The sequence below is a fragment of the Filifactor alocis ATCC 35896 genome, assembly GCF_000163895.2.
Classification (GTDB): domain Bacteria; phylum Bacillota; class Clostridia; order Peptostreptococcales; family Filifactoraceae; genus Filifactor; species Filifactor alocis.
On the sequence record NC_016630.1, the window covers coordinates 1 to 15,320 of the forward strand.

General features: G+C 35.4%; 8 protein-coding genes. All 8 read left to right on the plus strand.

Going from position 1 to position 15,320, the window contains the following annotated elements; all coding sequences use genetic code 11:
- Positions 1-87: 87 nt before the first annotated feature.
- The 8 genes from dnaA to HMPREF0389_RS00040 all read left to right on the plus strand — a co-directional run bounded on the left by dnaA (position 88) and on the right by HMPREF0389_RS00040 (position 14,851).
- Positions 88-1,419, plus strand: coding sequence for a chromosomal replication initiator protein DnaA (gene dnaA, locus HMPREF0389_RS00005; RefSeq protein ID WP_014261683.1), 1,332 nt, complete (start codon positions 88-90; stop codon positions 1,417-1,419).
- A gap of 411 nt (positions 1,420-1,830) precedes the next feature.
- The gene (gene dnaN, locus HMPREF0389_RS00010; RefSeq protein WP_041250718.1) at positions 1,831-2,919 is read left to right on the plus strand and encodes a DNA polymerase III subunit beta; all 1,089 of its coding nucleotides are present in this window, start codon (positions 1,831-1,833) and stop codon (positions 2,917-2,919) included.
- Positions 2,920-3,081: 162 nt separating this feature from the next.
- The gene (locus tag HMPREF0389_RS00015) at positions 3,082-3,993 is read left to right on the plus strand and encodes a D-2-hydroxyacid dehydrogenase (RefSeq protein WP_014261685.1); all 912 of its coding nucleotides are present in this window, start codon (positions 3,082-3,084) and stop codon (positions 3,991-3,993) included.
- 382 nt (positions 3,994-4,375) lie between these two features.
- Positions 4,376-8,584, plus strand: coding sequence for an acyl-CoA dehydratase activase-related protein (locus tag HMPREF0389_RS00020; protein ID WP_014261686.1), 4,209 nt, complete (start codon positions 4,376-4,378; stop codon positions 8,582-8,584).
- Positions 8,585-8,939: 355 nt separating this feature from the next.
- Positions 8,940-9,908: a copper amine oxidase N-terminal domain-containing protein gene (locus HMPREF0389_RS00025; RefSeq protein ID WP_014261687.1), complete on the plus strand. Its 969-nt coding sequence runs from the start codon at positions 8,940-8,942 to the stop codon at positions 9,906-9,908.
- 364 nt (positions 9,909-10,272) lie between these two features.
- The gene (locus HMPREF0389_RS00030; protein WP_041250719.1) at positions 10,273-10,980 is read left to right on the plus strand and encodes an ABC transporter ATP-binding protein; all 708 of its coding nucleotides are present in this window, start codon (positions 10,273-10,275) and stop codon (positions 10,978-10,980) included.
- A 31-nt stretch (positions 10,981-11,011) separates the two neighbouring features.
- Positions 11,012-13,369 (plus strand): ABC transporter permease, encoded by a 2,358-nt coding sequence (locus HMPREF0389_RS00035; RefSeq protein ID WP_014261689.1) that lies wholly within the window; start codon positions 11,012-11,014, stop codon positions 13,367-13,369.
- 222 nt (positions 13,370-13,591) lie between these two features.
- Positions 13,592-14,851: an efflux RND transporter periplasmic adaptor subunit gene (locus HMPREF0389_RS00040; RefSeq protein ID WP_014261690.1), complete on the plus strand. Its 1,260-nt coding sequence runs from the start codon at positions 13,592-13,594 to the stop codon at positions 14,849-14,851.
- Positions 14,852-15,320: the final 469 nt, after the last annotated feature.

Here is a 15,320-nt window from a genome sequence, read left to right on the forward strand (position 1 = left end):
CTTTTTCAAAATATTTTATTCTGACCGGTTTAATTTTTTTGTGGATAATCCCTCAAAAAAGTAAAAAATAGTTCAGGAGGGTAAGTTATGAACGCACAAGAATTATGGGAAGCAGTCAAGCAGGAATTTGCTGCCACAGTTTCTGCAAAAACAACAAATATATACAAAACTTTCATTGACCGATTGGAACCTATCATGATAAAAAACGATAAGTTGGTTTTGTTTGCTACAAACCAGATTATCTTAGAAATGATAGAAAGAGAATACTTAGATATTTTGAACGGTATCTTAGAAAAAAAATCAAACTCCTCTCTGTCAATTCAACTGATTCTGTCACTTGACGATTTGAATTCGGAACCGAAAGAAGAGAAAAAAGATATCTATCAAAAAAATATTACCTTGATTCCAAAGTATACTTTTGACAGCTTTGTTGTAGGAAACAACAATGTACTTGCACACTCCGCATGTGTTGCTGTCGCTAATGACCCGGCACATTCTTACAATCCGTTGTTTATTTACGGAGGAGTAGGACTTGGAAAAACTCACTTGATGCATGCCATCGGAAACCACGTGTTGTCTCAAAATAAGGATGTAAAAATTTTGTATCTTTCTTCTGAAACCTTTACAAACGAATTGATTAACTCTATTAAAGATGACACAAATGAAGAATTCCGAAATAAATATCGAAAAGATGTTGATATTCTTCTGATTGATGATATTCAATTCATTTCGGAAAAAGAAAGAACACAGGAAGAATTTTTCCATACATTCAATACATTACACGGAGCGGATAAACAAATTATTATTTCAAGCGATCGTGCACCGAAAGAAATTCCGATGCTTGCTGATCGTCTGCGCTCAAGATTTGAAATGGGACTGATTGTAGATATTCAACCGCCGGATTATGAAACAAGGATTGCTATTTTAAGAAAAAAAGCACAAGAAGAAAAACATCATGTTCCCGATCTCGTATTTGAATATATCGCAAAAAATATCAAATCGAATATTCGTGAGTTGGAAGGTGCTTTGACAAGAATTTTTGCTTACTCCGATCTTACAAAACGTGAAATTACACCGGAACTTTCTCAAGAAGCATTAAAAAATATTTTTCAAAGTAAACAACATGTTGAAATCACTCCGACATTTATCAAAGAAAAAGTTGCGGAATCCTTCTCGATTCAGGTAGATGATTTTTCTTCAAAAGGTCGTAAGCGAGAGATTGCTTATCCGCGACAAATCGCAATGTACCTCTGTCGTGAATTGACAGGCTTGTCACTTCCTAAAATCGGAACGGAATTCGGAGGAAGAGACCATACTACCGTAATGCACGCATGTGATAAGATTACAAGTGATATCAAAATAGATGAAAAAACAAAAGAACTGATTGAAAATCTAAAAAAAGATATTCAAAATGCATAATTCATGAGATAACTTTTTTGTTATTTAAATAACAAAGTGAGAGAAAAAGAAAGATTGTTTTCTAAAAAAATTTTTATTTTTTTCTTTCTTTGTTATTTTTTTTATTGCTTGAAATTCCAATATTTTATTAAAAGTACATTTTTTCCGTTGTGATTTGATTATCCACATTTTATTTTTATGTTCTGTTTTTTATCCACATACTTTTTCAAAAATCCAACTCCTATAAAACAATTATTTGTGTGAGTTATCCACATATTCACACTCTCTACTATTACTACTATAATCTGTTATTATTTATATTTAGACAGAACTTCATCACAATTCGCTCTACAAAAAATTAAGTAACACAGATTTCTTTTTTTTGTGTATAATACTAAATAAAGAATTCACTGAATAAAAGGAGATTGTATGATGAAATTTACCGTAAACCAAAGAGAGTTTTCTGATGCACTGGCAATTGCATCAAAAGCAATTATTAGTAAAACTCCTCTTGATATTTTAAAAGGATTTTATTTAGAAGCGTATGAAAATGAATTGACTATCACAGGAAACAATTTGGAGATTGGAATTAGAACCTCCATTGATGCTGCTGTTGAAACAGAAGGAAAATCAGTTATTGATGCGAAAATTCTGTCAGATATTATTCGAAAATTACCTAATGAAGAAGTGACTGTTTCTATCAAAGACGGAAATGTTTTGTTACAATGTCAAAAACTGAAATTTACCATCAAAGAGATGTTGGATAACGGTTTTCCGACAGTTGACGAGTTGGAAGAGGCAGTTTATCAAAATATTCATCCTGCGATTTTGGAAGAGATGATTAAGAAAACACATTTTGCTGTTACAACAGATGAAACAAAACCTGTTTTTATGGGAGAGTTGGTAGAACTGGAAGATAATCAAATGAATGTGATTGCATTGGACGGATTCCGTTTGGCATACAAAAAATGTGAACTGAAATCTTCTGTCGGTTCACGAAGTATGATTATTCCGGGAAAAACAATGGTTGAAATTATGAGACTTTGTCAAACGATGGAAGAAGATGTGAAAATCGGAATCGAAGACAGACATGCCAGTTTCTTATTCGGAAGAACTCTTGTAAATACACAGTTGATTCAAGGGGAATTTTCAAAATACGAAGAAATTATTCCGAAAGAATTTTCTACTAAAATTAAAGTAAACCGTCAAAAATTTATTGATGCATTGGATCGTGCTACCCTGGTTTCTAAGAATTATTTGGTAAAACTTCGTATCCAAAATGATGAGCTTCTTATTACCGCACATGACAATGAAGTCGGAAATTTGGAAGAAATTTTGGATGTGGAATTAGAAGGAAAAAATTTGGAAATTGCATTTAATATCCGATTTTTCTTAGATTCTTTGAAAGTAATGGAAGATGAATACATTTACATGAACTTCAATACGAATGTGAGTCCTTGTATTATTAAACCGGAATTCGAAACAGACTATACTTACTTGGTATTACCGGTTCGTATTTAACAATAGCTTATCTTCAAAAACTTTTTTTCACATATGTTTTATCATCTCAAATCTATGATGATAAAAACAGAAGGAATCATAATTGACAGAAAATAAATATGTGATACAATGATATGGACAGGTTAATTATTGTGTTACATAAAAAATAGGAGGAATTTTGAGATGAAATGTTTAATTACTGAATTAGTACATCCATCAGGAGTGGATATTCTAAAACAACATTATGATGTAACTTTGGCTTACGGAAAAAGCTTAGATGAAGTAAAAGCGATGGTAAAGGATTATGAAATCTTAATCGTTCGTTCTGATACACCGGTTCAAAAAGATATGATTGATGCCGGAGTAAAATTAAAAGCAATCGGAATGGCAGGAATCGGTCTTAACCATATTGATACAAAATATGCAGAAGAAAAAGGTATCAAAGTATTCAATGTAAAAGATGGAAGTATTGATTCCGTTGCAGAATTGGCATTGACATTGATGCTTACCGTTATGAGAAAAGTAAACCCTGCAAACAATGCGGTAAAACAAGGTAAATGGGATAAAATGGGATTCACAGGAAACCTACTGACAGAAAAAACAGTTGGTATCTTAGCTGTCGGAAGAATCGGAAGTCGTGTTGCACAACTTTGTCAAGGATTCGGATGTAATGTAATCGGATATGACCCATATCTTCCGCAAGAAGTAGCTGATAAAATCGGTGTGAAATTGATGAGCTTGGACGAAGTGTTAAAGACAGCTGATATTTTATCTATTCATATGCCTTTGACACCTGAAACAAAACACATGATTGGCAAAAAACAATTGGATATGATGAAAGAAGGAAGTTTCTTATTCAACCTTGGAAGAGGTGGACTTGTGGATGAAGATGCACTATATGATGCATTAAAATCAGGACACCTTGCAGGAGCAGGACTTGATGTTGTGGAAGTAGAACCACCTGCACCTGATCATAAATTATTTGAATTAGATAATTGCATCATTACTTGCCATATCGGAGCAGGTTCTTATGAAGCTCAAGAAAAAATTGCAAAATCTTTAGCAAATCAAATTATTGAATATTTATCAAAATAAATCTTTGATTTGATGGTTTAGTAAGAATATCAGACTGATGTGAGAGTTACTTTGTGACTTCTCACATCAGTTTTTTTATATTTTTGATATATAATTGACAGAAAGTGTTTTTATAATTGAGAGATGGAAATTCAGAAACGATATAAAATCTTTATTTTGTATGATTTATTATTTCTATCTGTTTTAAAACAAATAGATTTTCACAGTATATTATAATCAAAAATATACTTACATCTATACTGTAAAATTCTTTCCGATATGAATGATTCCTATCACTAAATTTTGCAAATAAAAAAGTAAAATAAAGCATATTTTTATGAACGGTTTGTGATATAATTGGCTTGTCAAATTATTTATCTTCCTATGAGAAAGAAGGGGAATTATGTTATTTCATTTGGGCTTAGATGTAGGATCAACAACAGTAAAACTAGTCTTAATGGATGATACCGGAGAAGTACTATATGAAGTATACAGAAGACACAAGTCTGATGTCGTTGAAACAGTTAAGAATATCTTGAAAGAGGTATATGATAAATTCGGTAATTTGGATATCACGATTGCCGTTACGGGCAGCGGAGGTATGTTTGTCGAAAAATATTTCGGGATACACTTTGTGCAGGAGGTTATTGCAGGAACAAAGGCGATAAGAGAATATATTCCCGAAACGGATGTTGCGATTGAGCTTGGGGGAGAAGATTCAAAAATAACTTATTTGTCGGGAAATATCGAACAGAGAATGAATTCAATCTGTGCGGGAGGAACCGGCGCTTTTATCGATCAGATGGCTTCTTTGATGGAATTGGATGCCGGAACATTGAATGAAAGAGCAAAGAACTATCATAAGATTTATCCGATTGCTTCCAGATGTGGGGTGTTTGCAAAGACAGATATTCAAGCTCTTATGAACCAAGGAGCATCGAAGGAGGACATTTCAGCCTCTGTTTTTCAATCTGTTGTGAATCAGACAATTTCTAATTTGGCATGCGGAAGACCGATAAAAGGAAACATTGCGTTGCTTGGAGGTCCTCTTCATTTTTTAAGCGAGTTAAGAGTGAGATTTGAAGAGACAATCGGACAGGATAAAAACACTTTTATTGTTCCGGATAATTCACAGCTTTATGTGGCTTTAGGCGCTTGTTTGGCATCAAAATTCTGTGAAAAGACAACTTTTTTTGAATTGATGAAAAAGATAAACGGAGAAATCCTGTTGGAGATAGATGAAAGTCAAACATTAGATCCTCTCTTTACTTCACAGGAAGAAATAGACTCTTTCAGAGATAGTCATAAGGATGTGAAAGTTCAAAAGAACAGTATTGAGACTTATCGTGGTCCCTGTTATTTGGGAATTGATGCCGGATCGACAACTTCAAAATTAGTGTTGTTGGATGATGATTCCAAGATTCTGTATTCTCACTATTCAAATAATAACGGTAATCCGCTTGAGATAGCGATTGAAGTTCTGAAGGATATTTATGATAAGTTGCCGGAAGGTGCTTGGATTGCATCATCCGGTATCACAGGCTATGGGGAAGATTTTTTAAGAGCGGCGATAGGGATTGATGTCGGTGAAGTTGAAACGATTGCCCACTATACAGCAGCAAAATATTTTGAACCGGATGTCGATTTTATTTTGGATATCGGCGGACAAGATATGAAGGCGATGCACATTACGGATGGAATCATCGACTCCATTCAGTTGAATGAAGCGTGTTCTTCCGGTTGCGGTTCTTTTATTGAAACATTTGCCAAGTCTCTAGGTATGACGGTTGAAGATTTTCAAAATGCTGCACTGCGAGCAGAAAGACCGGTTGATTTGGGTTCAAGATGTACGGTTTTTATGAATTCTAAGGTGAAGCAGGCACAAAAAGAGGGAGCAAGTTCGAAAGATATTGCTGCAGGATTGTGTTATTCCGTCATCAAAAATGCTCTTCAAAAGGTCATTAAGTTGAGAGATCCAAGTAAACTGGGCAACAAGGTAGTTGTTCAAGGAGGTACTTTTTACGGTGACGGAATTCTAAGAGCTTTTGAAAAAATTTCCGGCAAAAAAGCGATAAGACCTTCCATATCCGGTCTTATGGGTGCTTTCGGTATGGCTTTGATTGCAAAGAAGAGACAGAATGAAACATCGACCTTATTTACTTTGGAGCAGTTGAAGCATTTTTCTTACAAGCAAAAGAATGCAAGATGTGGGCTTTGCCCTAACAATTGTGCCTTAACCATTAATATTTTTTCTGACGGTTCCAGATATGTAACCGGAAATAGATGTGAGAGAGGCGCAGGAGTGAAAAAGCAGACCAAGACATTACCTAACCTCTATGATTACAAATATAAGAGGGTGTTCGATTATGAGCCTCTTCCAATTGAACTTGCACCGATGGGAAGAGTCGGATTGCCGAGAGTTTTGAATATGTATGAAAACTATCCCTTCTGGTTCCGATTTTTTACAGACTTAGGTTTCTCGGTTGTCTTATCTGAAGATACGACAAGAAAGACTTATGAAAAAGGAATCGCATCCATCACTTCGGAAACGTGTTGTTATCCTGCAAAAATAGTTCATGGGCATATTGAATCTTTGGTAGAACAGGGTGTGGACCTTATTTTTTATCCTTCTGTTTTTTATGAGAAGAAGGAGTATGAAAAAAGTCAAAACCATCTGAATTGTCCTGTTGTAGCAGGATATCCGGAAGTGATTAAAAACAATGTGGATTCTATAGAAGAAAAAGGAATTGAATATCTGAATCCGTTTCTTTCTTTTGACTCACGAAAGGGAATGACAAAAAGATTGTTTGAAGTGTTCGGAAAGAAAGGAATCAGCAAAGAGAGAATTAAAACAGCAGTCTCTTCCGCTTATGAAGAACTCGAAAGATACCGAGAGGATGTAGCAAAAGAAGGAAGACGAGCTTTGGAATATATTGAAGAAAACAATACAAAGGCGATTGTCTTGGCAGGGAGACCTTACCATATCGACCCTGAGATTAATCACGGAATACCCGGTTTGATTACTTCACTCGGTTATGCGGTGATTTCAGAGGATTCTCTTGTAAAAAACTATGATATTTCACAAGAGCTTAGAGTTTTGGACCAATGGGTTTATCACTCAAGACTCTATCGGGCGGCGGAATTTGTCGGAAAGAGAAAAGACCTTGAAATGGTACAGTTAAATTCCTTTGGGTGCGGACTGGATGCGGTAACGACAGATCAGGTCAATGAAATCCTAAATGCCAACGGAAAAATATATACCGTGATTAAAATCGATGAGGTTTCGAATTTAGGTGCAATCAAAATCAGACTGAGATCATTGATGCAGGCGTTGGAAGATAGGAAGTTTGTTCCGAAAGAAGAATATCTTTTGGATAACTGTCATGTACCGTTTACCAAAGAAATGAAACGTGATTACACCATACTTTGTCCACAGATGGCAAAAGATCATTTTGAAATTTTAGAGGGAGCGTTGAAAAGCGAAGGATATCAAATCGAGTTTTTGCCGAATGTCAATTCACAGGTAATAGAAGAGGGATTGAAGTATGTCAACAATGATGCTTGTTACCCTTCCATTATTGTAGTTGGTCAAATGATGGATGCAATCTCTTCCGGAAAGTACAATGTCAACAAATTAGCTCTTCTTATGACTCAAACAGGAGGAGCCTGCAGAGCTTCCAACTATGTCGGTTTCATCAGAAGAGCATTGAAAGACAGAGGTCTGGAGCAGATACCTGTCATTGCAATTTCAGCACAGGGAATCGAAAAAAATCCTGGCTTTAAGATTTCGTTAGATTTGTTGAAAAAAGGACTCGGTGGGATTCTTCTTGGAGACCTGTTGATGAGATTGAGAAATGCCGTGAAACCTTATGAAAAAAAAGAAGGTGAAACAGACCGATTAAAATCTTACTATATTGAAAAATCTAAAAAATTTATTACAAATCCTGACATCATTCACTATAAGAAACTTGTGAATGAAATCGTTGATGCATTTGAAAAAATTGAGGTTTACGATAAAAAGTTAATTAAAGTTGGAATCGTCGGAGAAATACTTGTCAAATATTTGCCGGAGGCCAATAACAATTTACAAGATATCCTGGAAGAAGAAGGATGTGAGGTTGTTATGCCTGACTTGACCGATTTTCTGATGTATTGTCTGAGAAATTCTGTTCATAAGGGCGAGTTTTTCTCAAAATCCAAGATGTCGGCGATGTACGGACAGTTGGGAGTAGACCTAATCGAACATCTTAGAAAACCGATCAGAAAAAGATTGAAAGAGTCACGTTTTCATGAACCTGAGTACATTGAAAACTTGGAAAAAATGGCAAAACCTATTGTATCGCTCGGAAATCAATACGGAGAAGGTTGGCTATTGACATCGGAGATGATAGAGCTGATTCAACAAGGAGTGAGCAGTATTGTCTGTATCCAACCTTTCGGTTGTCTTCCAAACCATATTACCGGCAAGGGAGTTATCAAAAGAATCAGAAAAGATTATCCGAATGTTACCATCACCCCGATAGATTATGATCCGGGAGCTTCCGAGGTCAACCAAATCAACAGAATCAAATTGATGTTATCAAGTGTAAAAGAGAACTGTATGGATGAGTGATGAGAGACTTAACCATATCTCATAAGATGAAAAAGATTCCGATGTTTTGAATATAAAAATTAAGATTCCAACCAAGGATTAATTAAAATGACAGTAGAAATTTGATAATTTATACTGTGTCTATATGTTCAAATTATGTTCAGTGTCATATCACAAACTTAAGCAAACACTCTCTTTTTTGTCAGATGGATGAAAAAGAGAGTGTTTTTATGGTTTCATATTACATAGTAATTACGATATAGTATCATTTTAACGTAAAGTATGCTATTCATCGTTTTTATTGATAGAATGACTGTAAATATTATGTTTCAGTTATGATGTATGAAATCGAAAGTGATAAGGAGTGTGAACAATCATGAGGAATTACAAAAGGATTTTTGTGATGTTTGGAATGACGGTACTGTTGTTTTCAGGTGTTTGTAATGCAAGTTCGGTAGAATACCGGCTTATGGTAGACGGAAAACAGATTAAAACGGATGTAGAGCCTCAATTGATTCGAAATTCTACCTATGTTCCAGTCCGTTTTTTTGGGAACGGTGTGGGTGCAAGTGTTCAATTTAATAAGCCGAATATCACCATTCACAAAGGAGATACTACGGTTACCTGTGCGATAGGCAGCAGTGTCTATACAAGGAACGGAGAAAAATTTTCTACAAAAGAGAAACCTTACCTTTTTCAAAATCGAGTGTTTGTTCCTCTTCGTATCGTAGGAGAATTACTTCATTGTGAAGTGAACAGTTCTGTAAAATACAGTATGACAGACGAAGATAAAACCATTCATCATTTGGAGCTTCGTCAAACAACAGGTAAAGATGTGACTGTGACCGCAAAAAATCTTGAGAAAGAAATCAAAGTATCTCCCGATGGAAATTGGGGAATTTTGACCGATAAAATTGAAGATACAAAAAATAACAATGTATATGCATTCTATATTAAAAATATGAAAACACAGGAGATAAAACAGGTATACAGCTCAAATGTGTTTGCGACCGAAGATGCGGAGTGGATGAAGGACAATACAGTTCTGTTCGGTGGAATAGATAATACGAATGAAGATTACGCAAGAGTATTGATGATGTACAATCCAAAAAAAGATAAGATACAAGAACTGTTTCCTGCAAGCAGATACCGTTATTCTATGAAGAAACACAAAATTATCTATACCCATCAAACAGAAAATGAAAGAATGCGATTAGAATTGGGAACTCCTTATCTTTATGATGTTGCAACAAAGAAAAAAACTAAAATTACTCCTGAACAGTATGAAAAATGGGACGAGGAATACTGGCAGGAAAAATCCGTTGCTTCAAACAGTAAAAAATAATAAGTATCTTTTCTGTCGTTTTTACGAATACGAGAACTTTATGAAATCGTTATAACGGCATCTAAAAAATGTCCTGAAGTTCTATTTGTCAAAGTTTGGAATACCATACTTGATTTTGTGAATCAAATTGAGCTCTGTGAATAAAATGAGATGAGGAATTACAAGAAAAAATAGAGATAATACTGATTTATTGAAAATAGAGAATATGATGATAATAGAATCCTTAGCAAAAGTTTTGTGGGGATTCTATTTTTTATTTTGATAATATTATTTAATTGATACTATTTATTGAAATGGTAAATAATAAGAGATATAATAGAACCATAGAACAGTTTATTTGAATGATATGAGACGGGTGAATAGAATGAAAAATGTATTGATTAGCGCAAACAACATCTATAAAACATATTCGTTGGACTCAATAGAGGTTCATGCTCTGTCAAATGTCAGTTTTGAAATATATGACGGAGAGTTTTTGGTTATTTTAGGTCCTTCCGGTTCAGGAAAAAGTACCATGCTGAATATCATCGGAGGAATGGACACTTTGACGAAGGGAACTCTTTTCTTTGAAGATACTGCAATACACGATGCCAATGAAAAATATTTGACCGTCTATCGAAGAGAAAATATCGGATTTGTATTTCAATTCTACAATTTGATGTCCAATTTAACCGCACTGGAAAATGTGGAATTGAGCGCAGAAATTGCCAAAAATCCGTTTTCTGCAAAAGAAATGTTGCGTTCCGTAGGTTTGGAAGATAGACTCTATCATTTTCCGATGCAGTTGTCCGGTGGAGAACAGCAACGCGTCGCGCTTGCGCGTGCATTATGCAAAAATCCGAAACTTCTGCTGTGTGATGAACCTACCGGAGCGTTGGATTCCAAAACCAGCGTTGAAATACTGAAGGTTTTGAAATCGTTTCACACCGATTATGGCAAAACGGTGATTATTATCACGCACAATGCCGCCATTGCGGATATGGCGGACCGTGTATTTTTTATTAAAGACGGCACCATCACCCACATCCAAGAAAACCCTTCTCCGATTCCCGTCGAACAGTTGGTGTTCTAAATAACAGTCATCTTTCTTAGGAGGTGATACCATGATTCTATACAAAAAATTAAAAAGAGATTTGATAGGGAAAAAAGAATCCAATTTTGCGGTAATTGTCTTAATTGCGATCGGTATTACCGTTTTTTCCGCATTCGATATGCTCGGTGCCAATTTGGTCGATGCACAACAGAGTTTCTATCGTTCCTGTAACTTTGCAGACGGATTTATTGACATCCAATCCATTCCTTATCAAAAAATCAAATCTTTGAAACAAATTGAAGGAATTTTTCAAATTGAAGGGCATATTGCAGAAACGTTTCGTATGAATTTTTCGCGTAGTCGCGATGATATTTATATCAGGTTGATGTCCTATGACGATTCGGTCAATCAGGTCAATCAGTTTTTATTACAAGACGGCACATACCCTAAAACCGGAAAAAATGAGATTCTGCTTGACAGTAACTTTGCAGAATACAACCATTTGTCTGTCGGTGATACCATCTACGTCGTGTACAACGGAACGGAAAATCCGTTCACTGTCAGCGGAACAGGTGCAAGTCCGGAATTTATTTATGCACTGAAAGATGTTCGAGATATTGTTCCTGATTACAGTACCTACGGAATCGGAATTACATCATTGAGAACGATGGAAAAAATGACATCTCTCAATCAATCATACAACAATATCGTGTTTACCTTGAAAGAAGGATATGAATTTACCGATGTATCCGAAGTCCTCAAGAGTTTATTGAAACATTATTCTGTATCTTCCATTATCTCAAGGGAACATCAAACAAGTCACACTGTTGTAGATGATGAAATTAAAGAGTGTAATACAACAAGCCGTATTTTGCCGTCTCTGTTTCTTTTGATTTCTTCCATGATTCAGATTATGATGCTGGAACGGTTGGTACAGTCCCAACGAACACAAATCGGTATTATGAAAGCATTCGGTTATTCAGAACGACAAATCCAATTTCATTACATCATGTTTGCTGTGATCCTTGGAATTGTCGGATCTGTACTCGGAATTTTGCTTTCCGTTCCCATCCTGTATTCTTTCGTGGATATGTATGGTAATTTTTTTAATTTTCCGTACATTTCAAAAGCATTATCAATGCAGGTTTTTGGTATCAGTCTCTTGACAGGAACTCTTTTTTCCGTTTTTGCAGGGTACCTCGGAGCAAAAAAAATTTTATCGCTCTCTCCCTTAGATGCATTCAAGGCGGAAGAGCCGCATTATGTTCAAAAAAAGACCTTTTTAGATTCTTTTACCTTTTTGTTTCATACATTCGGTAAGATGTCGCTTCGCAATATCTCTCGTAACAGAAAGCGCAGTTTTTTTATTCTTATCGGAATTACACTCTCTTTTGCACTGACTTCAGTGATGTTTATGATGTACAGCCTATGGAATACCGTCATTACGGATAAATATAGCTACAATGAAATCTATACCGGAAAAATGGAGTTTCAGCGTGTTGTAAACAAATCGGATGCGATGTTGGAACTAAAAAAGAGACAGGAAGTTTCGGAGATTGAATCGTTGTTGGAAGTTCCTGTATCGTTTCAATATAAAAATCATATCAAAGAGGTAAATATTATCGGTGTGGAACAACATTCCGATTTGTATCATATTGTAGATGTTCACAACCATGAAGTTCCGATACAGAACGAAGAAGTCTTTCTTTCACACAAGCTTGCAGAAGTCTTGCAGGTGCAAGTAGGAGATATGGTATATGTGGAAAGCTCTTTCATGAAAAAGAGAAAAAAAGTTCCGGTACAAGTGACAAAAATCATTCCGCAAAGTGTTGGAGTCAACGCCTATATGAGTCAAAATACATTGGAAAAGTTGCTGAATCAAAAAAATATTGCAACCTCGCTTATTTTTCATGCAAGCCAAGAATCTGTGGAACAACTCAGAAAAGATTATGATGAGAGCAATATTGTATCGAATGTTGTTCACACCGGTGTCAGAAAACAAAAAATGTTGGATTTTATGGCTCATTTTCAATTTATGATGTATACCTTTTCCAGTCTTGGAGTGATTATGTGTTTCATCGTTATCTACAATTCCTACATTATCAGTATTGCCGAAAGAAATCGAGAACTGTCATCCCTTCTTGTGCTTGGTATGAGTCGTAAGGAAGTTGCTCAAATCATTGCATTGGAACAGCAAATCATTGCATTCTTCGGGGTGCTTTTCGGACTTCCGTTGACAAAGGTGTTGTTGAAGTATGTTTCCGTTGCTCTGTCAGATGACAATTTCAGTATTCCGACAACCATAATACCTTCCAAATTTGCAATCTCACTGTTGTGTATTGTCGTATCCATGGTACTTGCACAGTACTCCGGAAGGAAAAAAATCAATGAGTTGGTGATTGTGGAAGTATTGAAAGAACGTGAATAATATGAACATATCATAACAATTGTTATAAAAATAAATTTGAAAAATGTACCTTACTCTCGTCTTACTTGAAGTGACGATGTTAGATTGATGTAAGAGAGCAATCCTGTGGATTTATCATTTCAATCAATATGATAGCAGGAAAGTGAAACAGAACATCGTACAAAAATGAGATGGGAATACTTTTTATAAATAGGGAATACTATCAAACAAGAGGTGTAAAAGATGAAGAAGAAATACAAACTTATAGTAACAAGCATCATTTTAGTTGTCATACTTGGAATTTCGGTCATACACCTTACCGATAAATTGACCGTCAATACCGAGCAAGTTGAAAAGACAGACTTTCAGGATACCATTGAAGAAAACGGTTCTGTGGTAAGTGCAGATAAAGTGACACTGTCTGCTGAGCTGAACGGAGTTGTTTTGTCCGTTGTAAAAGAAAATACACCTGTCACACAGGGACAGGCAATCCTTACTATTGATTCCTCACAGATAGAACACCAAATTGCACAACTTCGAGGAAATTTACAGAGCATTCAAGGACAAAAAGAGATGAGTATGCCGTCGGTGTATCAGTCGCAAATCGAAGCGCAGAAGCTGGAAATCGAAAGTACAAAAGTTGCAATGCAAGATTTGGAAAAAAACATTCAGGATGCCAAACTGTTGTATGAAGCCGGTTCCATTTCAAAATCCGAATTGGATAACTTGGAGCTGTCGTACAAACAGCTCCAAATCAAGAAAAATGCACAGGAAAAACAACTGAATCTCATCTATGAACAGAGTAAACCGAAAGCAGGAACCGACAAAATGTATGACGGTCAACAAAAGTCCGTTTCCGAAAATATGAAATTGTTGGAAAATCAGAAACAAAAAGCGGTACTTCGTTCTCCTATCAACGGCGTTGTTTCGGAAATTTTGGTAAAATCCGGAGAACTGGCTCAACTTCAGTCACCCGTCGTTACCATCATTAACAAAGATCGCTTGCAAATCGAAAGTTATGTATTGACAGACGATGTCATTTATCTTCATGTCGGTGACAAAGTGAACATTCGTCAGGAAACCAACAGTGAAGACCTCTCCGGTACCGGTGTTATTTCAGAAATCAGTGCTTATGCAACAGAGCAACGCTCCGGTCTCGGATTAGACGAAAAAAAGGTGAAAGTTACCGTCTCCATTCAAGACAAGGGAACATTGAATATTTCTGCAAACTATGATGTCCTGCTTGACTTTGTTCTAAAAGAGATGCATGATGTTATCACTATACCGAAATCCGCAATGTTCCATTCCAAAGACGGAAAAGATGCGGTATTTGTTGTTAAGAACGGAAAAGCAGTCATTCAGGAAGTGAGCATTGCATACGAAAGCAATTCCAAATATGTGATTGAAGAGGGACTGGAAGAAGGAGATGAAGTCATCAAAGATCCGAATATAGAAGGACTGAAAGAAAATATTGCAGTCAAGTCAGAGAAGAAAAAGAATTAAAAATGGTCATTTTTCTTTTTAATTTCTACAAAATGTGATGAAAATTTAATAGATTGTGTTTTGAAAAATGTGTCTGAAAAAGCAAATTGTTTTTTTAGACACATTTTTTGTATCATACTGACGATAGACACTCCAAAACATCAGTCACAGAATTAAAATTATGATAAAACTTTTTTCTAATATATATACTATTCTTCAATAAAATAGCCACTTTTTTAAAATGACAAATTTTTTGGCAAAAAATATGAGATAAATAAAATATTCCGTCAAAATAACGATGGATTTTCAGTAGAATCGTAGTATCATGATACTTAACAGACTATTTTCAGAAAATACCATAAAATAAAGAAATAATTGATTGACAATTATGCAATAGTATTCTATGCTTTAAGTAAGGTATATTTTCGGTATAGAATACATACCTTATTTAGGAACTTACATACTGTATAGAAAGGAGATATTGTCATGA